Origin of the sequence: Minwuia sp. IMCC3060 (assembly GCF_029909435.1) — a bacterium.
GTDB lineage: Bacteria > Pseudomonadota > Alphaproteobacteria > Minwuiales > Minwuiaceae > Minwuia.
The window spans coordinates 2,802,867-2,826,857 of sequence record NZ_CP123782.1 but is presented as its reverse complement, the minus strand read 5'-3'; the positions used below and the strand labels follow the sequence as shown (position 1 = coordinate 2,826,857).

Annotated in this window: 20 protein-coding genes; 7 read left to right on the top strand and 13 right to left on the bottom strand. The window is 64.2% G+C overall.

Annotated features, from left to right (window positions below; genetic code table 11):
• Window positions 1–85 precede the first annotated feature (85 nt).
• A complete protein-coding gene (locus QGV54_RS13280) occupies window positions 86–475 on the bottom strand; it encodes a VOC family protein (protein WP_281016365.1) in 390 nt (129 codons plus the stop codon).
• Between QGV54_RS13280 and soxA the strand changes: the two genes are divergently transcribed.
• Both soxA and QGV54_RS13270 read left to right on the top strand, forming a co-directional pair.
• Window positions 474–1,256 carry a sulfur oxidation c-type cytochrome SoxA gene (gene soxA, locus QGV54_RS13275; protein WP_281016366.1) on the top strand — a complete coding sequence of 261 codons (783 nt, stop codon included), beginning with the start codon at window positions 474–476 and terminating at the stop codon, window positions 1,254–1,256. The genes QGV54_RS13280 and soxA overlap by 2 nt on opposite strands.
• A gap of 110 nt (window positions 1,257–1,366) precedes the next feature.
• Window positions 1,367–2,143, top strand: coding sequence for an SDR family oxidoreductase (locus tag QGV54_RS13270; protein ID WP_281016367.1), 777 nt, complete (start codon window positions 1,367–1,369; stop codon window positions 2,141–2,143).
• Window positions 2,144–2,218: 75 nt separating this feature from the next.
• Here the strand turns inward: QGV54_RS13270 and QGV54_RS13265 are convergent, their stop codons facing one another.
• Window positions 2,219–3,229 carry an NAD(P)-dependent alcohol dehydrogenase gene (locus QGV54_RS13265; RefSeq protein WP_281016368.1) on the bottom strand — a complete coding sequence of 337 codons (1,011 nt, stop codon included), beginning with the start codon at window positions 3,227–3,229 and terminating at the stop codon, window positions 2,219–2,221.
• A gap of 66 nt (window positions 3,230–3,295) precedes the next feature.
• Window positions 3,296–4,576, bottom strand: coding sequence for an ArgE/DapE family deacylase (locus QGV54_RS13260; protein ID WP_281016369.1), 1,281 nt, complete (start codon window positions 4,574–4,576; stop codon window positions 3,296–3,298).
• Window positions 4,577–4,665: 89 nt separating this feature from the next.
• Between QGV54_RS13260 and QGV54_RS13255 the strand changes: the two genes are divergently transcribed.
• The gene (locus tag QGV54_RS13255) at window positions 4,666–6,339 is read left to right on the top strand and encodes an acyl-CoA dehydrogenase family protein (protein ID WP_281016370.1); all 1,674 of its coding nucleotides are present in this window, start codon (window positions 4,666–4,668) and stop codon (window positions 6,337–6,339) included.
• A gap of 40 nt (window positions 6,340–6,379) precedes the next feature.
• Here QGV54_RS13255 and QGV54_RS13250 read toward each other — a convergent pair whose 3' ends face one another.
• The 6 genes from QGV54_RS13250 to QGV54_RS13225 form a co-directional block, all read right to left on the bottom strand.
• Window positions 6,380–7,912, bottom strand: a complete 1,533-nt coding sequence (locus QGV54_RS13250) for an acyl-CoA synthetase (RefSeq protein WP_281016371.1) — start codon at window positions 7,910–7,912, stop codon at window positions 6,380–6,382.
• Window positions 7,913–8,009: 97 nt separating this feature from the next.
• Window positions 8,010–8,414, bottom strand: a complete 405-nt coding sequence (locus QGV54_RS13245) for a DUF2794 domain-containing protein (RefSeq protein WP_281016372.1) — start codon at window positions 8,412–8,414, stop codon at window positions 8,010–8,012.
• A gap of 200 nt (window positions 8,415–8,614) precedes the next feature.
• Window positions 8,615–9,424: an ABC transporter permease gene (locus tag QGV54_RS13240; protein WP_281016373.1), complete on the bottom strand. Its 810-nt coding sequence runs from the start codon at window positions 9,422–9,424 to the stop codon at window positions 8,615–8,617.
• Entirely contained in the window at window positions 9,421–10,200 is a 780-nt protein-coding gene (locus QGV54_RS13235) for an ATP-binding cassette domain-containing protein (protein WP_281016374.1), read from the bottom strand. The genes QGV54_RS13240 and QGV54_RS13235 overlap by 4 nt, the downstream gene beginning before the upstream one ends.
• 14 nt (window positions 10,201–10,214) lie before the next feature.
• The gene (locus QGV54_RS13230; RefSeq protein WP_281016375.1) at window positions 10,215–11,081 is read right to left on the bottom strand and encodes a crotonase/enoyl-CoA hydratase family protein; all 867 of its coding nucleotides are present in this window, start codon (window positions 11,079–11,081) and stop codon (window positions 10,215–10,217) included.
• A gap of 105 nt (window positions 11,082–11,186) precedes the next feature.
• Window positions 11,187–12,263: a ferritin-like domain-containing protein gene (locus tag QGV54_RS13225; protein ID WP_281016376.1), complete on the bottom strand. Its 1,077-nt coding sequence runs from the start codon at window positions 12,261–12,263 to the stop codon at window positions 11,187–11,189.
• A 176-nt stretch (window positions 12,264–12,439) separates the two neighbouring features.
• Here QGV54_RS13225 and QGV54_RS13220 point away from each other — a divergent pair, with 176 nt between their 5' ends.
• Together QGV54_RS13220 and QGV54_RS13215 are read left to right on the top strand one after the other, a co-directional pair.
• Window positions 12,440–14,452 carry a hypothetical protein gene (locus QGV54_RS13220; RefSeq protein ID WP_281016377.1) on the top strand — a complete coding sequence of 671 codons (2,013 nt, stop codon included), beginning with the start codon at window positions 12,440–12,442 and terminating at the stop codon, window positions 14,450–14,452.
• Complete coding sequence (locus QGV54_RS13215; RefSeq protein ID WP_281016378.1) at window positions 14,449–14,946, top strand: hypothetical protein; 498 nt, start codon at window positions 14,449–14,451, stop codon at window positions 14,944–14,946. Before QGV54_RS13220 ends, QGV54_RS13215 begins: the two co-directional genes overlap by 4 nt.
• A gap of 120 nt (window positions 14,947–15,066) precedes the next feature.
• Here QGV54_RS13215 and QGV54_RS13210 read toward each other — a convergent pair whose 3' ends face one another.
• From QGV54_RS13210 to QGV54_RS13200, 3 genes are all read right to left on the bottom strand, one after another.
• A complete protein-coding gene (locus QGV54_RS13210) occupies window positions 15,067–16,665 on the bottom strand; it encodes a TRAP transporter large permease subunit (protein ID WP_281016380.1) in 1,599 nt (532 codons plus the stop codon).
• Window positions 16,666–16,668: 3 nt separating this feature from the next.
• On the bottom strand, window positions 16,669–17,319 hold the full coding sequence (locus tag QGV54_RS13205; protein ID WP_281016381.1) for a TRAP transporter small permease subunit: 651 nt from the start codon (window positions 17,317–17,319) through the stop codon (window positions 16,669–16,671).
• A 187-nt stretch (window positions 17,320–17,506) separates the two neighbouring features.
• Complete coding sequence (locus QGV54_RS13200) at window positions 17,507–18,547, bottom strand: TRAP transporter substrate-binding protein (protein ID WP_281016382.1); 1,041 nt, start codon at window positions 18,545–18,547, stop codon at window positions 17,507–17,509.
• A 182-nt stretch (window positions 18,548–18,729) separates the two neighbouring features.
• Between QGV54_RS13200 and QGV54_RS13195 the strand changes: the two genes are divergently transcribed.
• Window positions 18,730–20,676, top strand: coding sequence for an AMP-binding protein (locus QGV54_RS13195; RefSeq protein ID WP_281016383.1), 1,947 nt, complete (start codon window positions 18,730–18,732; stop codon window positions 20,674–20,676).
• Between the two features lie 192 nt (window positions 20,677–20,868).
• On the top strand, window positions 20,869–22,425 hold the full coding sequence (locus QGV54_RS13190; RefSeq protein ID WP_281016384.1) for a BCCT family transporter: 1,557 nt from the start codon (window positions 20,869–20,871) through the stop codon (window positions 22,423–22,425).
• An 83-nt stretch (window positions 22,426–22,508) separates the two neighbouring features.
• Here the strand turns inward: QGV54_RS13190 and betB are convergent, their stop codons facing one another.
• The gene (betB, locus tag QGV54_RS13185) at window positions 22,509–23,963 is read right to left on the bottom strand and encodes a betaine-aldehyde dehydrogenase (protein ID WP_281016385.1); all 1,455 of its coding nucleotides are present in this window, start codon (window positions 23,961–23,963) and stop codon (window positions 22,509–22,511) included.
• Window positions 23,964–23,991: the final 28 nt, after the last annotated feature.

Genomic DNA, 23,991 nt, shown 5'->3' with positions numbered 1-23,991 from the left:
ACAGGTCCAGCCTGAAAGGTGCAGACCAGTGTAGCGCTAACCAATCATGCTGAACAAAGCGTTTACCAGTGAATGGTGATGGCGGTCAGGTGGCCGGACCTTTCAGTTCGACGACATTGCCGTCCGGGTCGGTGAGGTAGATCGACGGACCGGCGCCCTCCGCGCCGACACGTGTCCTGGTCTCGCCCACCGCCACACCGTGCGCCGCAAGGTGGTCGCGGATGGCCGTCTCGTCCCATGGATCCACGCGGACACAGAAGTGATCCATGTTCCGCGCCGCCGGGGTGGAGGCTTCCGGATCACGGCCAGGTACCAGGTCGATCATGCTGGCCCCGGCACGCATCTGGACCAGCCCCAGGCTCTCGACCGTGCGGGCGACTTCGCAGCCCAGGACATTGGTGTAGAAGTCGAGGGCGCGGTCCATCTCGCTGACGTGAAGGACAACATGATCGATCCTTGCGATACTCAGTGACATGAACGGGTTCCTCTTCTCGCTGCTGGTTGCAGCTTCTATCTGGTTCACGCCCGCCCGTCCGGCAATGGCGGAAGACATGCCTGACCGGCCCGCGCCGCCCGTATCGGGCCATGCGCTTGCGACCCCCGCTGTGCAGGAGATGCAGCGCGACAGCTTTGCCAATCCGGCACTGTTCTGGCTGGAGCGGGGGCAGAGTGCCTTCAGCCGGGTCGAGGGTGCGGCGAAGAAGGCCTGCGCGGACTGTCACGGCGCTGCTGATCTGCGCGGTGCCGCCACGACGTTTCCGAAGGTGGTGGATGGGGCGCTGACCGCGCTGGAGGGACAGATCAACCGCTGCCGGACGGTGCGCATGTCCGCACCTGCGCTGGCGCTGGGGTCGGAGGCCATGCTGTCGCTGATGCTCGCCGTGCGGGAACGCTCCGACGGGATGCCGATGGCCGTGCGCGTGGATGGCGCTGCCCGTCCCTACCTCGATCGCGGTCGGGCCCTCTATACCGAACGGCGGGGCCAGATGAACCTGGCCTGCTTCCAGTGCCACGACGAACGCGTCGGCCTGTGGTTGCGGGGGGAGCAACTGACGCAGGGTCAGACCAATGGGCTGCCCGGGTACCTGCTGCGCTGGGGAGAGGTCGGGTCGGTGCATCGCCGCTTCCGGTTCTGCGACGACCAGCGTCTGGCGGAACCTGGCGCACTCGGCTCCGACGATTATCTGGCGCTGGAGCTCTATGCCGCCTGGCGCGGCAACGGGCTGCCGGTGGAGGCGCTGGCCGTCCGGCGATAGCGGAATGGCCACTATCGCCGCAGCACCGATTCCATCCCGTGCGAGAACCATCTAATGTGCCCGGCAGCCACCGGCATCCGGGCCGGAAACCTGAGGGGGAGAGCAAGACCATGATGTTTGATCTGCGCGGCAAGACCGCCATCGTTACCGGTTCCACGAAGGGCATCGGCAAGGCCATCGCGGAGGCCTTCGCGAAGCAGGGTGCCAATGTCGTCGTCTCCAGCCGCAAGGCGGACGCGGTGGAGGCCGTCACCAAGGACATCAATGCCAACCACGCCGCAAATGGCGGCAGGGCCATCGGCATTCCGTGCAACATTTCCTACAAGGAACAGCTGGAGCAGCTGGTTGCGGAAACCCGCAAGGAATTCGGTCCCATCGACATCCTGGTCGGCAATGCGGCGGTGAACCCCTACTACGGTTCCTCGCTCGACATCCCTGACGATGCCTTCGACAAGATCATGAACGTGAACATCAAGTCGAACCATTGGCTGTGCTCGATGGTGATCCCGGAAATGATCGAGCGGAAGGACGGCGCGATCATCATCGTGTCCTCCATCGGCGGGCATCGCGGATCGAAGGTGATCGGCGGCTACTGCATCTCCAAGGCCGCCGACATGCAGCTGGTGCGGAACCTGGCCTGCGAGTTCGGCCACCACAACATCCGTGCAAACGCCATCGCGCCGGGCCTGATCAAGACCGACTTCGCCCGCGCGCTCTGGGAAGACCCGAAGTTCCGCGCCCGCTCGGAGGCGCAGGCGCCGCTGAACCGCATTGGTGAGCCTGAGGAGATCGCCGGCCTCGCCGTCTACATGGCGTCGAAGGAAGGCAGCTTCCTCACCGGTCAGACCATCAGCGTCGATGGTGGCGTGACCATCTCCGGCGGCTGAGGCCCCGACACGGCGCTCGCGGACCTGATCCGCGAGCGCCGCTGTCCGCAATGGGTCGGGCGGTACAGGCCTGGCTCAGATTTCCAGCGCGATCTTGCCGAAGTGCCGACCGGCCTGCTGGTGCGCCATGGCTTCCCGGATCCCGGACAGGGGGAAACTGTCGGAGATGACGGGATGGATGTCATGCGCCTCCATCGCCTTGTACATCGCCACATGCATTTCCCGGCTGCCGACGGTGATGCCCTGGATGCGGCTGTTGGTCATCAGCACGAAACCCATGTTGACCTCGCTCTTCTGCCCGGCGAGCACACCGATCATGGCAATGGTGCCGCCGATCCGCACAGCGCGGAGTGACTGGCCGAGCGTGCCAGCGCCGCCGACTTCCACCACCAGATCGACACCGGCACCGCCGGTCAGGCTCTTTGCTGCCTTGCCCCAGTCGGTGATGTCGCGATAGTTCAGCACCTGATCCGCGCCAAGCTCACGCAGCTTCGCGGCCTTGGCATCGGAGGAGGTCGTGGCGATCACCCGCGCGCTCATCGCCTTGGCGAACTGCAGCGCGAAGATGGAGACGCCGCCGGTGCCCTGGGTCAGGACCCAGTCGCCGGGCCGGATGCGACCCTGTTCCACCACGGCCTGCCAGGCGGTCAGCCCGGCGCAGACAGTGCTCGCAGCCTCGGCATCTGAAAGGAAGGTCGGTGTCCGCACCAGTCCATGTTCGGGAAAGCACTGGAATTCCGCTGCACAGCCCTGCGCCGATCCCCCCAGCGCGCGGGCCATGCCCTGTGCCGTCGGCTCCCCGCCCAGCCAGTCGGGGAAGAAGATCGGCGTCACCCGGTCACCGGGCTTGAAGGCGGTCACGCCTGCCCCGACAGAGGCCACTTCGCCCGCGCCATCGGACAGGGGGATCAGCCCGTCCTGCTTCTGCTTCGAGCCGTAGCCACCCTCCACCGTGATCAGGTCGCGGTAGTTCAGCGAGCTGGCGCGGATGCGGACCTTGACCTCGCCGGGTCCCGGCTCCGGCTCCGCCACGTCGGTGATTGTCAGATTGGCAATGCCGGGCGTCGTCAGCAGTGCAGCCTTCATGTTGTTGTCTCCCCGTTGTGGTGTTTGTCCATGGACCGCAAACGACTCAGTCAGCGCGCAAGTGACTCAAACCGTTTCCACGCCGCACCAGTCGGCCATGAACAGCGCTACCGTGCGCGTGACCTCCCGCGTCGAGCTGATGCTGACGCGTTCGTCGAAGCCATGGATATGTTCCGACACCGGCCCGTAGACAAGGGCGGGCGTGTCGTCATAGAGCACCGCCACGCGCGCATCCAGGTAGGCGGGAATGGTCGCATCGGTCAGGGCCACGTCCCGCACGCGCTGGTGCGCCGCGGCCAGGCAGGCCTCCGCATCCGAGCCAGGTTCCAGCGTATAGCCCTCCGCCGTGAAGCCATTGTAGGTGACGCTGGGCGGATGGTTGGACAGGAACGGATCGTCGATGCAGGCCGACCGCAGGGCCTGCTCGACGCGCTGCTTCGCCTCCTCCACCGAGGTGCCGGGATAGATGCCGGCCCGCACGTCGAAGCGGCACCACGCCGGGACGGAGGAAGCCCAGTCTCCGCCCGCGATCTTGCCGATGTTGATGGTGATCGGCTTGGCCATGTCCTCGAAATAGCGGTGCTCGCCCTTCTCCGCATTCATCTCGGTTTCCAGGCCCTGCAGGGCGTTGATCAGGCTGTAGGCGGCGATGATGGCGCTGGAGCCGACGGTGGATTCATAGACATGCGCCGGGCGGCCCCGCACCTCCACCTGGAACCAGAGCACGCCCACATTGGCGCGCACCAGGCAGTCGTGTGTCGGTTCCGTGATCAGCACCGCGTCGGCGTGATAGCCGCGTGTCAGACAGGCGAGAGCGCCGTTTCCGGTGCATTCCTCTTCGGTGACCGACTGCATGTAGACCGTCGCGGCAGGCTGCACCCCGGCCCGTTTCAGCGCATCCAGCGCGAACAGGTTGGCGGCGATCCCGGCCTTCATGTCGCCGGAACCACGACCATACAGCCAGTCGCCATCGATGCGCGGCTCATAGGGTGGGGCGGTCCACATGTCGAGGGGGCCGACAGGGACCACATCGACATGACCGTTCAGGATCAGGGACCGGCCGGTCTTCTGACGCGGGCGATGGGTGCCGACCACATTGACCGCATTGTCGTAGGAAACATTGACTGGGGAGAAGCCCGGATGATGCTCGATGTCGCCCACGTCGATGGTCCATCGGTCCATCTTCAGGCCACGGTCGGCAAAGGCGTCATGCAGGAAGTCCTGGGCGGTATGCTCCTGACCCCGCTGGGAGGGGAAGCGGACAAGGTCCTGCGTGAAGGCGATCTGCGCGTCGAAGCCGCGATCCACCTCCGCCACGATACGTTTCGCCAGTTCCTGGTCGACCATTGCACGCCTCCTCCGCGTCGATTGCCATTGTCTGTCGGCTGTGCCCATACTCACCGCCAGAGACATGTCGCGACAAGGGAGGAATCGCCATGGCTGCCCACAATCCGCGCACCGATCTGGCGACGCATGACGTCTTCAACCAGCCGCCGCCGCTGGAGGACTACAATCTCTGCCGCTCAGACCCGGCGCTGGTGGAAGCCCTGACGCGGGAAGGTGCGGCGGCGCACGCCGGGGCAGTCGATGCCTATGGTGCCGAACTGGGACTGTCGGAGACCCTGGAGCACGGCCGACTTGCCAATGTCTTTCCGCCGGTGCTGAAGACCCATGACCGCTACGGCCAGCGGGTGGACGAGGCGGAGTTCCATCCCGGCTACCACGCCCTGATGGCGCTGGGCATGAAGCATGGACAGCACTCCATTGCCTGGGAGGGCAAGCCCGGCGGTCACGTGGCTCACGCGGCCATGCTGTACATGATGTATCAGGTGGAGGCGGGGGTCTGCTGCCCGCTGACCATGACCTACGCCGTGAAACCCGCCCTGCAGCACCAGCCGGAGGCGACGGCCTTCTGGCAGGAAGGTGTGATGAGCCGGTCCTACGACAGCCGCTCCATCCCCGCCGCGCAGAAGTCGGGACTGACCATGGGCATGGCGATGACGGAGAAGCAGGGCGGGTCCGACATCCGCGCCAATACCACGCGTGCGGTGGCGCGCGGCCGTCAGGGGCCGGGGGAGATCTATGAGCTGACCGGCCACAAGTGGTTCTGTTCCGCCCCCATGTGCGATGCCTTCCTGACCCTGGCCTATACGGAGGAGGATGCCGGTGTTTCCTGCTTTCTGGTGCCGCGCTGGCGTCAGGACGGCAGTCGCAACGCCATCCAGCTTCAGCGCCTGAAGGACAAGCTGGGCAACAAGTCGAATGCCTCCAGCGAGATCGAGTATCACGGGGCCGAGGCGATGATGGTGGGGGAGGAAGGGCGCGGCGTCCGCACCATCATCTCCATGGTCACCCACACGCGGCTGGACTGCACCATCGGCCCGACGGCCCTGATGCGGCAGGCCGTGATTCAGGCCGGACACCATGTGGAGCACCGAATGGCGTTCCAGCGGAAGCTGTCGCAGCAGCCGCTGATGCGCAATGTCGTCGCCGACCTGTCGCTGGAGCAGGAGGCCGCGACCATGCTGTCCATGCGCCTTGCCCGCGCCTTCGACGAGGGCGCGAGCGATGAGCAGGCCGCAGCCTTTGCCCGCCTGGGCGTCGCGGTCGGCAAGTACTGGACCTGCAAGCGCGTCGGCGTGGTGGTGGGCGAAGCCATGGAGTGTCTGGGGGGTGCGGGCTATGTGGAGGAGACCATCCTGCCGCGCCTCTATCGTGAGTCACCGCTGAACGGCATCTGGGAGGGGTCGGGCAATGTCATCTGCCTGGACGTGCTGCGCGCCATGCAGCGGGAGCCGGAATCGGTGGAGGCCTTCGTGGCCGAGATCAGTGCCGCGCGCGGACGCGATACCCGCCTCGACCGGGCCATCGACGGTCTGATGGCGGAACTGGGACGGCTGGAGGATATCGAGTTCCGTGCCCGTGCGGTGGTGGAGCGGATGGCGCTGACACTGCAGGCCACGCTGCTGACCGCCCACGCGCCGACAGCCGTCGCCAACGCCTTCCTCGCCAGCCGCCTCGACGGCAACTGGGGCCACGCCTTCGGCACCCTGGAACCGGGTCTGGAGCTGCAGCCGATGATTGATCGCGCAACCCCCGTCGCGGCGTGAGGGGGCGACACGTCCTGCTGTCCGGCGACCGCGCCGCCGTTCAGATGCGGCGGGGCATCCCGGCCCAATAGGGTTCTCGGATCTTGCGCTTGAAGATCTTGCCCGAATCCTCGCGCGGCAGGGCTTCGTCGATCACCACCTTGCGGGGTACCTTGAACTTGGCCAGGTGCTGGCGCAGGAAGGACTGCACGTCCTCCGGTGCCAGGCTTGGGTCCGTGACCTCGATATGGGCGGCCAGGGACTCGCCGAACTCCGCGTCCGGAATGCCGAAGACGGCGCAGTCCCGCACACCGGGGCAACCGATCAGCACCTTCTCGATCTCGGCGGGGTAGATGTTCACGCCACCGGATATCACCATGTCGTTCTTGCGGTCGGCCAGGAACAGGCAGCCGTCCTCGTCCAGCCAGCCCATGTCGCCGTTGGTCAGGAAACCGTCGATTTCCATTTCCTTCCGCGCGGCATCACGCTTGTTGTAGGTGAAGTCGGTGCGGTTCGGGCGCCAGATGTAGACCTCGCCGATCTCGCCCGTCGGTACATCCTTGCCGTCATCGTCCAGGATTCGGATGACATTGCCCGCGATCGGCTTGCCCACCGTGCCGTGCTTGGACAGCGCCATCTCGCTGGTGACCACGGTGACGATGCCGTTCTCCGTCGAGCCGTAATATTCGTAGATCACCGGTCCCCACCAGTCGATCATCTGCTTCTTCGCATCCGGCGGGCAGGGGGCCGCGCCATGGATGACGTGCACCAGGCTGGAGACATCGTATTTCGCGCGAACCTCCGGCGGCAGGCGTAGCAGGCGGACGAACATGGTCGGCACCACATGCATGTGGGTCAGCTTCAGTTCGTCGATCATCCGCAGCAGGTCCTCGGCATCGAAGCGCGCCTGCAGGTAGATCGTGCCGCCACCGCGGGCCGCCGCCAGGCCATAGGCATTGGGGGCACTGTGGTACATCGGCCCGGTCATGGCACAGCGGATGCCGGAGGAATCGGCGGGAACGCCGAAGCCTTCGAAGACCATCTGCGTGGTCTGGGCCTGCGCGTCCTCGTCCATCGGATCACGCCGCACGCCCTTCGGGTTACCGGTGGTGCCGGAGGTATAGATCATGGTGCCACGGCTGGCAGGCGGCAGTTCGGTCCAGGGTTCCCGGTCGGCAATGAAGTCCGACCAGAGCACCGCGCCCTCCGGCAGGTCCACCGCTGCATTGACGCCATAGGCTGCCGCGATCTCGTCCGGTGTCGGCACCACGACGACCAGCACGCCATCGGGGATCGAGTCCTGGATCGGCGGCAGCAGGTCGGAATGGATCACCACCACCTTCGCGTCGCAGTCACGCAGGATGTAGGTGGCTTCCTCCGCCGTGTAATGCCAGTTGATCGGGGTGGCATAGGCACCAATCTGGGCGCAGGCGCCCGAGGCCTCGAAGAAGGGAAAGTCATTGCGCAGGTAAAGTGCGACGCAGTCGTCCAGGCCGATGCCTGATTCATGCAGCGCCCGCGCCGCCCTGGCCGTGTTCAGCGTCCGCTGTTCCATGGTCAGAACCCGGTTGCCGCTGATGATCTCTCCCGTCATGCCGATCCATCCTCCCCGATCGTGAGTGCCGTTTTCGCACAGCCTTGCCGCCGGACCTTGGATGGTCCGTATCAGGCAATGCACCCTGCCACGTTGTTCAGTCGTCCACCACGCTGAAACGACGGCTGTCGAAGACACGCAGCACTGCATCGAGGTCATGGCCCCGTTTCAGCACGCGGCCGTCGCGGGAGAGTACCTGAAAGGCACCCTGCTTGCGGTCCAGTTTCGGGGTCTTGGTGATGCGGAACAGCGGCGATTCGGCTGCGCGCTGGAAGACGGCGAATGTCGCCTGCTCCGGCCCGTGGGCGATGGCGTAGTCGCGCCAGTGGCCGTTCGCCACCATGTTGCCATAGACATTCAGGATGCGACCGAGTTCCCGCCGGTCGAAACAGACATCCATGGTGCCGGCGCTGTTTCCTGACTGTCTTGTTGCGCCCGGCACGGATGCACGTCCCCGCCGGGCTTCGGTACTGTAGTCGTCGAGATTGACCACCTCTCCCATCAGCAACCCCCTTGCAACAGTGTGAAGGAATGATGACAGGCCGGGCCGGGCAGGGGAAGGGGGCCAGCGGTTTGTCCTGTCACATTCGCTGTTCCGTCGGCGCGTCAGGGAATCGGCCAGGGTCTGCCGGCGCAAGAGCCGATATGCAGGGAAGGATCTGACGCAGGACTGGCTGGTTCAGCCGTTTGACCGGGCTGGCATCAACGCCCCGGCGGACCGCCGCCCCCGCCCCGCAGACCACGTGCGGGGGAATAGATCCACAGCGCCGCACCGGCGAACAGCACGAAGGCCAGCAGGGACCAGCCCAGGTGTGCGGGCGCCGCCTGCCAATAGAGCGAGAAGCGGATGAATTCCACCACATGGGTGAAGGGATTGATCTGGCAGATCCAGTAGAGCGTCTCGCTGGTTTCCTGCATCTTCCACAGCGGATAGAGCGCGGAAGACAGGAAGAACATCGGGAAGATGACGAAGTTCATGATCCCGGCGAAGTTCTCCAGTTGCTTGATGGCGGCAGCCAGCACCAGACCGAGGCTGCCCAGCATCAGCCCGCCCAGCAGCAGCGACGGCAGCACCGCGATCAGGCCGCTGACGGGCAGATCGACGCCAAAGGCCAGCGCGATCAGCAGGAAGGCGTAGACCTGCAGGATGGAGACGAAGGATCCGGCCAGCAGGCGGCAGAAGATCAGGTACCAGCGCGGCAGCGGCGTCGTCAGCAGCATCCGCATCGACCCCATTTCCCGGTCATAGACCAGCGACAGCGAACTCTGCATGCCGTTGAACAGGATCACCATCGCCGCCAGCCCGGGCACGATGTAGACCTCGTAGGGGATGTATGTCGTGTAGGGATCGATGATCGACAGGCCCAGCGCGGTACGGAATCCGGCGGCGAAGACGATCAGCCAGACCAGCGGGCGCACCAGTGCCGCCAGAAACCGCTCCCGCTGCTGGAAGAAGCGCAGGGTCTCCCGGATCAGGATTCCATGCATGCAGCGCAGCCAGTGATTGGTCATGCCGCCCCTCCCGCATCCTGCCGGGTCAGGCCCTTCAGCGGGGCCTGTGGCTTGCGTTCGGTCAGCTGGTTGAACAGCGTGGCCAGGTCGTCGCAGTCATGTTCGTCCAGCAGGGCACGCGCCTCCCCCTGCGTCCGCACCGCCCCCTGATGCAGCAGCACGATGCGGTCGCCGGCCCGGGCCTCGTCGATCAGATGCGTGGCCCAGAGAACGGTCGCCTGTCCGTCGCTGGCAAGGTCATGCACATCATCGACAATGCGCTGGCGGGTCGGAATGTCCAGACCGACGGTGGGCTCGTCCAGCAGCAGCACCTGCGGCTGGTGCAGCAGGGCGCGCGCGATCTCCAGCCGCCGCCGGTGACCGCCATTCAGCGCCCGCACCCGGTCTCTTCGCCGGTCACTCAGGGACAGGCGTTCCAGCTGCGCGTCGATGCGGCGGCTGGCGTCCTTGCCGCTCATGCCCCGCAGGCGGGCGAAGTAGCGCAGGTTCTGTTCGACGGACAGGTCGAGATCCAGCGTCTGGGCCTGGAACACGATGCCAAGCCCGGCCAGCGCGGCGCGGGGGGCGGTCGAAATGTCGTGTCCGGCGATGGCGATGCGCCCGGCCTGCAGGGGCAGCAACTGCGTAAGCAGGGTATAGAGGGTCGACTTCCCCGCCCCGTTGGGACCAAGCAGCAGGGCAAAAGACCCCTTCCGGACCTCGAAGCTGACGTCGTTCAATGCCTGCTTCGCGCCGTAGTGGTGGCTGACCCCGGCAATGGACAGGATCGGGGACATGTCCGGTGCCGGGCTCACAGCGTGCCGGACCGATGGCCCTTGCGCTGCACGATATTGGCAGGGGCCTCAAGGTCGGCGAAGCCGGCTTCCTGCTTTGCCATCTGGGCCTGGATGGCGGTCGGGACATCGTCGCCGATCAGCATCGCCGCGTTCCAGGTGGCGACATAGTTCAGCGCATCCGATACCGAGTGATCGCGGGCATAGTTCAGCATCTCCTTCACGCCTGCCATGGCGAGCGGGGAGCGGGCGGCGATCTGTTTCGCGACATCCATGACATGCGCCATCATGGCTGCCTGATCGTCAAAGACCTCGTTCAGCAGGCCATGGCGCATCGCCTCCGATGCGGGCATGCGCCGGCCGGTGAAGGCCAGTTCCCGCGCCACCCCCTGCGGGATCAGATGCGGCAGGCGCTGCAGCGTGCCGACATCGGCGGCCATGCCGATATTGATTTCCTGAATCGCGATGAAGGCATCGGCGCTGGCGTAGCGGCAGTCACAGGCGGTGATCAGGTCAACGCCGCCACCGATGCAGGCTCCGTGGATCGCGGCCAGCACCGGGACCTGGCAGCGTTCGATGACGTTGAATGTCTCCTGCATCTCCAGCACCGTGCGGCGCAGGCGATGCCGCTCCCGCGCCGGTTCGGCCTTGCTGTTCGACTGGAACAGCGTGGCGAAATCCTGCAGGTCGAGGCCGGAGGTGAAATGCCGGCCACGGCCCGAGATCACCACGCAGCGCACATCCGTCCGCTCCCCGATCTCCGCGAACACATCCACCATCTCCTGCCAGAAGGCCCGGTTCATGGCGTTCATCTTTTCCGGCCGGTCGAGTTCGACCAAGGCGACGTGATCGGTCACGGAAAGGACAAGGCTGGTGTAGGTCATGGCAGGACTCCGGCAGGCAGGTTCAGTCGATAACAACGGAAAGGCGCCCACAGCACAAGTCTGCGGACGCCCCCGGAAAAGGTTTCGCGATGCGGTGCGGGCGGTCTATTCGGCCGCCGCCACCCCGACCTCGCGCTCGACGAACTTCTTCGCGTCGAAGTCCTCGGCAACCTTGTTGTCATGTTCCAGCAGGGCTTCGGCATCGATCTCCGAATACTGGATCACGCCCATGTCGTTGTAGGCCTTGCGGACACCCTCGCCCCAGAGGCCGATGTCCTTCACGGTCGGCACGATGCGGGTGAACAGGCGCTGGCGGAACTGGCCCATGACCTCGCTCTTGTCGACGACCTTGGCGATCTCGGCCTGTGAGAAGCCGATATTCTCCCAGACCTCGGTCTGCAGGAAACGGTCACGCATGTGGTAGCAGGCTTCGACCACGAATTCCTCGCGCTCCTTGCGCTCGGCGTCGCTCAGTTGCGGATAGTAGTCGCGCAGTGCCAGCCGCCCGAAGGCCACGTGCCGGGCCTCGTCCTGCATGACATAGGCGTTGACGGCCTGGGCCAGCGTGTTGCCGGCCTGATCGCGCAGCCGCTGGAACGCGGCCAGCGCCAGCCCCTCGATCAGGATCTGCATGGTCAGATAGGTCATGTCCCAGCGACGGTCGGTCAGGCCCTGTTCCAGCAGGGTCTTCAGGCCGGGCGTGATCGGATAGGCAAGCTGCACCTTCTCGTGCAGCAGGCGGGAAAAGGCCTCCACATGCCGCGCCTCGTCCATCACCTGCGTCGCAGCGTAGAACTTGGAATCCGCATCCGGCACCGTGGCGACGATCTTCGCCGTGGCGATCAGGGCACCCTGCTCACCGTGCAGGAACTGGCTGATGGTGCCCGACTGCAGGTGACGGCGCACTTCCGCCTTGTTCTTGTCGTTCATCTTGTTCCAGGCGTCGGACCCGAAGATGGCAATGCTTTCGTCGGGCAGCGACATGGGGTTGTCCCAGTCCACTTCCTCCGACCAGTCAATGCGCTCCGCCGCATCCCACTGCTGCTTCTTGCCCTTGTCGTAGAGCTGCAGCAGCGTTTCCCGCTCGTCATCATATTCCCAGGTGAAATTGATCTCCGTGGCACCGTCGAAATGCCACTGGGTCTGCTCCACCGGAAGGGTGTAGAGATGCCTTGTCGCCATGATTGTCTCCCAGATTTGCAAGTTTCTTGATTGCCGTCATGCTGACCATCAAATGACTGCCGGTCAACAGTTCCGGAAGCCAGCCTTAACCCTTCATTCAGCTTGATCGAAGAGACTGCGACGCAACCGGGAGACCCCGTTCTCCATTGATCCGACAACCGCGTTCGCAGGGCATGATGGCAAAGATCAGCGAGGGACCGATCACTGACGACGGGCATGGGCTGATTCTGGAGGGACGTTACCTCATCCGGACGGACCAGCCCCTGTCCCAGCTGTCCCGGCCCGACGCCCAGGCCTGCATGGTGAAGGACAAGCAGGATCCGGATGCGGACCTGTTTGCCCTGCTGACTCCGCCGGACACCTTCGTGCGCCACGACATGGTCGCGGTGTTGCAGGAGAAGCCCCTGAAACGCATGCGCGGACCACAGGCGTCCGGCATCCTGCGCCAGGGCAATGGCAAGCATGTCGGGGCCATCGTGTTCAATCACCGGTCCGCAATTCCCGTCATGCAGGGCATGCCGAAAGTGCGCGAAGCGGACCTGATGGGCACGATCATTCCCGGGCTGATACCCGCGATGCAGGAACTGCAGCAACGCGGCCTGGTCCATCGCAGCATCCGGCCCGAGACCATCCTGCTGACCCGTGGCGGGGACATCCTGCTGGACCAGTGCCTGGTTGGCCTGCCGGGGATGTATCAGCCACCCGTGTTCGAACCCATCGGCATCCAGCTGGCCCAGCAGACGGGACGCGGTGACGGCCTGTCTTGTGACGACGTCTTTGCCTTCGCCGTCTCCGTTTTCCAGATGCTGACGGGCGAACAGCCCGCCAGGGGGATGAAGCCGGACGAGCTCTATGCCCAACGTGTCCTGCGCGGGTCGTACGATGTGCTGCTGAAGCGGCGCAAGTTCGCCACCGCCATCCAGGTGATGTTCGCGGGCAGCCTGCGCGACGAGGATGACCGGCGCTGGACCCATGATGACCTGAACCGCTGGATGAACGGCATCTTCGACATGCCGCGCCCGTCGGGCGGCGGTCGACGCGCCACGCGTCCCTTCATCTTCCGCGATGCCGAGTTCTTCTCGCCGCAGCTTCTCGCCCAGGCGATCCAGAAGAACCCGGAGGATGCCGTTGCCCTGATCCTGAACGGGCGTGTCGAGAAATGGCTGCGCAATATTCTGGTGGATGAGGCGGGGGCTGACATCGTTCGGCGTGGCCTGGAACTGGTTTCCCAGACGAAGTCGGTCACGAAGGAGGAGAAGGCGGATCTGGTCTGCCGATCCATTCTGGCGCTCGATCCGGGGGGACCGATCCGGTATCGCTCGGTCAACTGCACCAGCTCCGGTCTGGCTGGCGGTCTCTGGCATGCCTTCACGAGCAACGATGCGGACTGGCGCGATGACTTTGCGCGTCTGGTGAACTCTTCGCTGCTGGATGAATGGCTTCGGGTTGGCGGACGGGCGGTGCGTGCCGGGCTGCCGGCCAATATCCTGACGCGGATCCGTGCCGTCGCCAAGGAATCAGGTCGTGTCGGCTTCGGGGTTGAGCGGGTGCTCTACGAATTGCTGCAGCGCCAGCCCTGTCTCGGCCCGGAAGTCATGTCGGAGATGCCGCGCACGCCGGGCGAACTGATGTCGGCCCTGGATCGCAAGCTCTCGGACGATGCCGATGCGGACTTTGCGCTGGCCCAGCACTCGGCCGCTTTCCTGGCAGCGCATGACCGGCGGCTGGAACGCAGCCTGCGGACGATACCCAACGGTGACAAGGGTATCGACGGGCTGATCCGGGCGGCCCGGTTCATGGCTGAACTGCAGGAGATGCATCACCGGGTCCCGGTGCCGGGAATCACGCGGGCTTTCGCCAGCGCTCTCGGGCCGGTGACAAAGACGCTGCAGAGCAGGGTGCGGCGCATGGTGGTCGAGAAGAAGATCGAGAGCCTGGTCAAGCGCGGCGACCTGTCGGCCCTGCTGGCGGAACTGGACCTTCTCCGGACCCTGGACCAGGACAAGGCCGAGTTCGAGCAGGCGGTGGCCCAGTACAATCATCTGGAGCATGTCATCGCCCAGCTTTCTGAATTCGGTCCCGGACAGCGCGCACTGGCGATGCATCGCGGCTATCGCTACGCGCAGATGTTCAGCCTTTCGGTCTGCTTCCTGACAGTCTTCTACTTCTCGATGGAGGCGATCCTGTGAGTGCCGCGACAGCAGATGCCAATCCGAAGGCGAAGAAGGCCAAACGGGAGAGTGGCGGCAGGACCACGCTGCTGCTGATGTTCGGCTCCCTTCTGCTGCTGCCCGTCGCGCCGGCAACCTTTGCCCTGATGATGATCTACATGCTGCCGACCCTGCTGCTCGCCATGACCCGCATGCTGCGTGTGCCAGGGGCCATGGCGACGGTCTTCGGCATGAACCTTTCCGGTGCATTGCCCGGGATCGTGGCGCACTGGAGCGGTGACGGGACCTTCGACGGTGCATTCCGCCTGATGGTCGATCCTGAGTACATGCTGATCAACCTGGCCGCATGCGCCATCGGTTTCGCCCTGCTGTTCGCCGCGCCCTTCATTGCCCGGGCCTGGGTCGATATTGCCAGCGCCCGCCTGCGCTCCAGGGCGGTTTCGCAACGCAAGCGGCTGCTCGACGAATGGGGTGACGCGGTGCGCGGCGACCATCCGCCACCGGAGAAGTAGGGCAACACGCCAGGACCCCGTTTCAGCTGGCGTCCCGGCTCCACGGCAGTCACACCAGACGAAACCGGCCCGCGCTTCCGATGAAGCGCGGGCCGGGGCCGTTTCAGTACTGAAGCAGCGTCATTGCAACATCAGATTTGGCAGCCAGAGCGTGATCTGCGGGAACAGCACGACGAAGCCGAGGCCGACGAGCTGCAGCATCACGAAGGGGATGATGCCCTTGTAGATGTCCTGCATCTTCACTTCCTTCGGCGCCACGCCCTTCATGTAGAAGAGCGCAAATCCGAATGGAGGTGTCAGGAACGATGTCTGCAGGTTCACCGCCACAAGTATGGCAAACCAGTAGATCACCTGATCCTGCACCTGCTGGAAGGGCAGCCCCTCCAGTCCCAGATGTCCGGCGAACTCCGGTGCGAACGCCCGGATTACGGGGGAGAACACCGGAAGGATGATCAGTGTGATCTCAAGGAAATCGAAGAAGAAGCCCATGATGAACACGGTGAACATCAGCAGGAACAGCAGCGGCCAGGGACCGAGCTCCAGCCACTCGATGAACTCGATGATCAGGTCCTCGCCATAGACGTTGCGGAACACGGTCGAGAAGGCCGTGGCACCAACGAAGATGAAGAAGATCATCGCGGTCGTCAGGCCGGTCCGGTGACAGACCTCGCGCATCACACTCCAGCTCAGCGTGCGGTTGAACCAGGCCAGAACCATGCTGCCGAAGGCACCGATGCCGGCGGCCTCCGTGGGCGTCGCCCAGCCGGCAAAGATCGAACCCAGCACCATCATGATCAGGAAGATCGGCGGCACGAAGCCCTTCAGGATGCCACCGAAAATGGTGTTGCCTTCCTTTCGGCCTACCCACATGGCGACCACGAAGATCGCCAGGAATGCCAGCAGGCTCCAGTTGATCTGGTCCAGTCCGAGCTGTTCCAGCAGGTACATGGCAACCAGTATCGCGCCGACGTAGGCGAAGAAACGGATGACATTGGCCCGCTTCGTCGGATCCACCTGGATGAGTTCGTCAGGCAGCGGCGGTGCGCATTTCGGGTTCAGGGTGGCCCGCGTCATGATGTAGGCGAAATAGAGGCCTGACAGCAGGAGACCCGGCAAGACGGCACCGATGAACAGGTTGCCCACGGATACCGCCAGCAGATTGGCCATCAGCACCAGCATGATCGACGGCGGGATCAGGATGCCGAGTGTGGCGCTGGCGGCGATCGTGCCTGTCGCCAGCGCATGCTCGTAGCCGCGGTTGATCATCGTCGGCAATGCCAGCAGCGTCATCATCACGACCGAGGCACCGATGATGCCTGTGGTTGCGGCCATGATCGTGCCCATTGCGGTGATCGAGAGCGCCAGACCGCCGGGGACGCGTTTCAGCATCACCTGCAGGATGTGCAGCAGATCGGCCGCCACCTGCGACCGTTCCAGCATCGTCCCCATGAAGACGAAGCAGGGAATGGCGACAAGTATGGGGTTCTGGATCGCCCCGGACGCGCCATCGCCGCCCCAGACCCGGTTGATGACCTGGAAGAAGACCGCGAAGTCGATGATCTCCAGATAGATGCCGACCAGACCGAACAGCAGGGAAATGCCGCCGAGGGCGAAGGCGACAGGCAGGCCCGTGAACAGGGTCAGGGCCAGTGCCAGGAACATGTAGGCGCCGAGATAGTCGTACAGGTGGTCGTCAAGGAACCATTCGATGAATTCCATGGATCAGCGCTCCCCGGCCGGCTTGGCGAGGATGTCATCCTCCAGTGAAACCTTCGGCAATACGGTCTTGTCCGTGAAGTACTGGATCTCCTCCTCGGCGCGCGTGCTGTTCTCCTCCGAACCATAGAGAAAGACGATGGTTCGGATCAGCGTCGCAACGGCTGCGGCGAGCACCAGGACAAAGCCGATCGGCATGCAGCTCTTGATGACATAGCGCCAGGGGATACCGACAAGGGATTCGGACCCCTCACCCTGATGGTAGGACAGGGTCACCATGTCGACCGATTTCCAGATCATGAGGCAGAGGAACGGCACAGCCATGAACAGCAGCCCGAAGAGTTCGATCTTTGCCTGGGATCGGTGGCTCGCCATCTCGCGAAAGATGTCAACGCGCACATGGGCGTTTGTCAGGTAGCCGACGCCAAAGGCAAACATCAGCAGGATGCCGTGGATGTGCCACTGCATGTCCTGAAGGATGAAGGAGACCGAATAGCCGGTCTGGATCGTGATGTCCGCGGACCAGTGACGGATGATGTCGATCTTTCGCGTGATCACATCGAACATGATGATGAAGATAAGCGGCACGATCAGCCAGCTGACGGCGCGTCCGGTGGACCGCGCAAGCCTGTCAACGGCGTCTGCAAAATTGAGCATGTTAAGCGCCCCGTCCCTGTTCTATTCCGGTCATATCTTCCCCCCGAGGCGCAAGGGTTGCGCAGCAGGGACAAGTCGCCGGTTTCATTGGCAGAAGAAACGACCGGCGCGGGGCGCGCGCCGGTCGCGACAAGTCACGTGTCGCTGCGACCCGATCACGAGACCGGGTCGCAGGGCACGAAACATCTTACTTCAGGTAGCCGCGCTCGCCCCAGGCCTTGTAGCTCTCGTGGAACTCGCTGTAGCTGGCATAGAGACGCTTCACGTCCGGGTTGGCCGCCTGCTCTTCGGCAAGGACGGTGGTCCAGGCTTCACGAAGCTGGTCCAGCACCGCGTCGGGCCAGGTGACGTTCTTCACGCCATCAGCTTCGTTGGCCAGCATGGCCGCAGGCTGCAGGGCCTCACCCTCGGCCATTTCGACCGCGATGTTTGCCTTGCAGGCCAGGTCGAAGATTGCCTTCTTCTGGTCGTCCAGTTCATCCCACTTGCCCTGGTTGATCAGGACTTCGTTCGTGGTCGACTGCTGATGCCAGCCCGGATAGTAGTTGAACTTGGCGATCTGGTAGAAGCCAAGGGTCCGGTCGATGGCAGGCATCGAGAACTCGGTGGCATCGATCGTGCCCAGTTCAAGCGCCGGATAGATGTCGCCTGCGGCAAGCTGCTGCGTCGACACACCGAACTTCTGCATGACCTTCGCGCCCATGCCGAAGAAGCGCATCTTCAGACCCTTGAGCTCTTCCAGGCTCTTGATCTCGGTCCGGAACCAGCCCGACGTCTCCGGCGGGATCATGCCGCAGTAATTGTACTTGATGCCGTCGCGACCGTAGAGCTCCTCACCGATCTCGACGCCGCCGCCATACTGCAGCCATGCATTGAACTCCAGCGCACCCGGACCGAACGGCCAGGTCGAAAGGAATGCGAATGCGGAATTCTTGCCCTGGTTCGCGCCCGGCGTGCCGTAGCCCGCCTCGAACGCGCCCTGGCTGACCGGATCGTAGTAGGCATAACCACCGGCAAGCGCGCCCGGCTCGAACACCTTGATATCGAAGTCGCCGTCGCTGGCCTTGTTGACCCAGTCGGCGATGCGATAACCGACCGGGCCGATAACGGCCAGATTCTTGCCGAATGCCGAGTGCATCTTCCAGCGGACCTTCTTGGCCTCCGCGTCCCCAGCGGAGAACGACAGCGCCGCCACCGCAGCCAGTGCCATCACACCAGCAGATTTCATGATTCCGGATTTCATTATTGAACCCTCCCAGACTTGTTTTTTTTACGACCCAACTATTCCGGCTGAACAATGCTGTTTTGTCAAACTCCTATCGGGATGGATCGTTATTCAATGATCGGGAATTGCCTGTGTGACGGGCATCCGGCCATACTCCGCAAGGTGGTGCAGGGGAGGATCGGCGCATGCAGAACGGTTTCACGTGGGAGCCCACGCAGGAGTACATCGACAATGCGGAACTGACCCGCTTCGTCGAAAGGCTTGGCTGTCGCAGCGAGAGTGACTTGCTGGAGCGTGCCGCGGCGGAACCGGACTGGTTCTGGGACAGCGCGATTCGCGCACTGGATATCCGATTCGACCAGCCCTACACGCAGGTCCGCGATGTCTCGGACGGATTGCCCAACGCACGGTGGTGCGTCGGTGGAACGATGAACTTCTGCGACAATGTCCTGGACCGTCACCGTGGCACGGACGTCTGGGAAAAGCCGGCAATCATCTGGCACGGGGAAGACGACAGCCAGCGCACCCTGACCTATGCGGAGATGGATCGGCAGGTGCGCGAACTGGCTGCCGGACTGAACGCCCTGGGGATCGGCCCGGGGGATGCGGTCGGGATCTACATGCCCGTGCTGCCCGAGACGCCGGTCGCGTTCCTGGCCGTGGCGCGGATCGGTGCCATCATCTCTCCCCTGTTCTCGGGATTCGGCGCCGAAGCGATCGTGAAGCGGCTGAACGATGCGGAGGCGGTGGCCGTGATCACCGCCGACCAGGCCATTCGGCGCGGCAGCACCATCCCGATGAAACCGGTAATCGACAGCGCCGCCAGGGATGTGCCGACGCTGCGCCATACCATCGTGCTGCGCACCGGCGACGGGGATGTCGTCATGAACAGCGGCCGGGATGTCTGGTGGCATGACCTGGATGTCACGTCGGCTGACAGCACGCCGATGCAGATGGTCGATGCCGACCAGCCCCTGATGATCGCCTATACCTCCGGCACCACCGGCCGTCCGAAGGGGACGGTACTGACCCACTGCGGGTTCACGGTGAAGGGGGCGCTGGATTTCGGTGTGTCCTTTGATCTGAAGACCGAGGACAGGCTGTTCTGGTTCGCGGATTTCGGCTGGGTGACCGGTCCCTATTCGATGGCGGGAACCTTTGCCCGCGGTGCGACCTTCATCATTGCCGAAGGCGTGCCGGACTGGCCCGACGCGGGCCGTATCTGGCGGCTGGCCGCCGCGCACAAGGCGACCTTCTTCGGGATCGCGCCGACCGCGATACGGAGCCTGATGCGCCATGGCCCCGAACATGTCGCCGCGCATGACCTTTCAGCCATCCGCATCCTGGCATCCACCGGTGAGCCATGGACGGAGGAAGCCTGGGTCTGGTTCTCCGAGCATGCCGGTGGCGGGCGCTGTCCCATCATCAATGTCTGCGGCGGTACCGAGATCAGTGGCGGTTTCATCGCCGGAAACGTGCTGACGCCACAGCGCCCCTGCTCCTTCGCCGGACCCCTGCCGGGCATGGCGGCGGATATCGTGGATGCGTCCGGCAACAGCGTCGGACCGGGGGAGGTGGGTGAGCTGGTCCTGCGCGACGTGTCCATAGGCCTCAGTCGCGGCATCTGGCGCGACCCGGACCGCTTCATCGAGACCTACTGGTCCATGTATCCCGACATGTGGCGCCATGGGGACTGGGCCAGCCGGGATGCGGATGGCCTGTGGTACGTGCACGGCCGTTCTGACGATACGATCCAGGTTGCGGGCAAGCGGGCCGGACCGGCGGAGATCGAGGGGCTGGTCATGGCGACCGGCCTGATCGCGGAGGCTGCTGCGGTGGCCCTGCCCGACCCGGTGAAGGGGGAGGCCGTTCTGGTCGCCGCCATTCCCGCTGCGGGCGTGACCGTGGACGATGCTTTGGCGAGCCGCCTGTCGGTCGCCGTCACCGACGGTCTTGGCAAGGCGTTCAAGCCGGCCCGGATCCTGTTTGTCGATGATCTGCCCAAGACCCGGTCGCTGAAGATCATGCGCCGGGTGATCCGCGCGCTGGTCCTGGATGAGCCGCCGGGCGACCTCTCCGCCCTCAGCAACCCTGACGCCATCGACGCCGTGAAACGTGCGGCAGCCGGCTGATTTGCCGAAAAATCAGGCATTTCGGGCCGCGGCTGTCGCAATCAGGACAGAGTCCGCCTAGGCTCGGTGCCAGCCTGTTGGGCATGTTCCGGCAAGCGGGGCCCGAGATTTCCGCACCCGGGACGGTCAGGAGGCTCAGTGCCTGGCCCGTTTGAGGGCGAGGCGATGGGATAATCGAGAGGGAGGTCTTCAATGTCTGACATTGTACCTGATTCCGACTTCGAACCCGGACAACACAACGTGCAGATCATGGGACTGGATGTTCACAATCCGGTCTTCTTCGTGTCTGCGGTTCTGATTGTCGGGTTTGTCATACTGGTGCTGATGTTTCCGGCCGGATCGGCCGAGTTCTTCGGTGATCTGCGGCCCTGGCTGACATCGACCTTCGACTGGGTCTTCATGGGTGCGGCGAATATCTTCGTGTTGTTCTGCCTGTTTCTTGTGGTCTCGCCGCTGGGCAGGATCCGACTGGGGGGCAAGGATGCCAGGCCGGAGTATTCCTACACCGGCTGGTTCGCCATGCTTTTTGCTGCGGGCATGGGCATCGGCCTGATGTTCTTCGGCGTGCTGGAGCCCGTGAACCACTTCCTCAGTCCGCCGCTGGGGGTCGATCCGGCGGATACGGAGGCAGCCATGTCCATGGGCATGGCGGCGACGATATTCCACTGGGGTCTGCACCCCTGGGCGATCTATGCCGTGATCGCGCTGGCACTGGCCTTCTTCACCTACAGCCGGGGACTCCCCCTGACCATCCGCTCCGCCTTCTATCCGATCCTGGGGGAGCGTGTCTGGGGCTGGCCGGGCCATGTCATCGATACGCTGGCGGTCTTTGCCACCCTGTTCGGTCTTGCGACCTCGCTCGGCTTCGGGGCGGAGCAGGCAAGCGCCGGTCTGGATTACCTGTTCGGCATTCCCGCGACGGATCTGACCAAGATCATCCTGATCGCCGGTATCACCGCAGTGGCCCTGCTTTCGGTCCTGGCGGGACTGGATGGTGGCGTGAAGCGGCTGTCGGAACTGAACATGGTGCTGGCGCTGATCCTGATGCTCTTCGTCATCGTTGTCGGGCCGACGCTGTTCATCATCTCCGGCTTCTTCAACGGCCTCGTCGACTATGCGGTGGCGCTGCCAGAACTGAGCAACTGGGTCGGGCGCGACGACACAGGGTTCATGCATGGCTGGACCACGTTCTACTGGGCCTGGTGGATTTCCTGGTCGCCGTTCGTCGGCATGTTCATCGCCCGCGTTTCCAAGGGGCGGACGGTGCGTGAATTCATCATCTGCGTCCTGATCGTGCCGACCATTGCCTGCGTGCTGTGGATGAATGTCTTCGGTGGCACGGCGATCTGGCAACATGTGGAGAATGGCTACGGCGGCGTCGTGGACACGGTGACCAACTGGCAGCCGGAACTTTCGCTGTTCAAGATGGCGGAGGTACTGCCGCTGACCAATGTCGTGTCCTTCATCGGCATCGTGCTGGTGATCGTCTTCTTCGTGACCTCGTCCGATTCCGGTTCGCTGGTCATCGACACGATCACGGCAGGTGGCAAGATTGATGCGCCGGTGGCCCAGCGGGTGTTCTGGTGCGTCTTCGAGGGGCTGGTTGCCATCACCCTGTTGCTCGGCGGTGGCCTGGGATCACTGCAGGCAGCGGCGATCGCAACGGGCTTCCCCTTTGCGATCATCATGGTGGTGATGTGTTACTGCATCTACAGGGGATTGAGCGCGGAGCGAAAGCTCGGCCTCTGATCCGTTCCATGGACCAGCCGATCAGGGGTGCCGGTGGCGATCACCGGCACCCCTTCTTTCTGCGGGGCATCCGCCGATGGAAATCAGTAGGGCGCTTCGACCGGGCCCAGGCCGACATGCACGCTCTTGGTCCGCGTGTAGTACTCGATGGCCGCATGACCGTTCTCGCGCCCCAGACCTGACTGCTTGACGCCGCCGAAGGGCATCTCGATGGGGGTCAGATTGTAGGTATTGACCCAGACCGTCCCGGCCTGAAGCTGCGCCGCGACCCGGTGCGCGCGGCTCAGGTCATTCGTCATCAGTCCCGCCGCCAGGCCGAATTCGGTGGCATTGGCGCGGGCGATCACCTCGTCCTCGTCCTCGAAATCCAGCACCGACATGACGGGGCCGAAGATCTCCTCCTGCGCGATCACCATGTCGTCGCGGACTCCGGCGAAGACCGTCGGCCGCATGAAGGCACCACGGTCATAGATGCCGCCCGTCAGCCGTTCCCCGCCGGTCAGGACCTGCGCGCCCGCCGCCTTGCCCTGTTCGACATAGGCCAGCACCTTCTCCAGATGCGCGGCGGAGATCATCGCCCCGACATGGGTTGCCGGATCCTTCGGGTCGCCGACGATCATGGCTTCCGTCCGGCGCACAAGCTGTTCCAGGAAAGCGTCGCGGATGCTTGCGTGCACGAAGACGCGGGTGCCGTTGGTGCAGATTTCCCCCTGGGTATAGAAGTTGGCCAGCATGGCAGCCGAGACAGCGTCGTCCAGATTGGCATCGGCAAAGACGATCAGCGGCGACTTGCCGCCAAGCTCCATGGTGACGGCCTTCAGGCTGTCGGCGGCCCCGGTCATGACCCGCTTGCCCGTGCCGACCGAACCGGTGACGGAAACCTTGGCGATGCCGGGATGGGTAGCCAGGGCCGCCCCGACGGTCCCCGCGCCATTGACGACATTGTAGAGGCCCCGGGGGACACCGGCCTCATGAATGATGCCGGCCAGTTCCATCGCGGTCAGTGGAGTCATCTCGCTGGGCTTGAAGACCATGGCGTTGCCGCAGGCGAGGGCGGGCGCCGCCTTCCAGCTCGCGATCTGGATCGGGTAGTTCCAGGCGCCGATGCCGGCACAGACTCCCCATGGCTCGCGACGGGTGTAGATCAGCGTATCCGGCAGGTCGATGCTCTCCCCGCGAATGCTGCGTGCCACCCCGGCGAAGAAGCGGAAGCAGTCCGCCGCACTGTCGATGTCGGCCTCCGGCGCTTCCGAGATCGGCTTGCCCGTATCGGCGACTTCCAGTTCCGCCAGTTCCTGCCGACGGTCGGTCAGGGCGTCGGCGATACGGTTCAGGATCGCGGCCTTGTGGGCGCCATCCGTGGCCTGCCACTCCCGTTGGGCCGCGGCGGCGGCGGCAACAGCGCTGTCGATGTCATCCGCCGTTGCGGTGGAAACCGTCGCCAGCGTCTCACCGGTCGCCGGATCAATGCTCTCGAATGTGGTTCCGCCGCTGTCAGGCACTGCCTGACCGTCGATGAACTGACCGATCCTGCGCATTGTCGTCTCCCGTTCCATGTCGATGCAG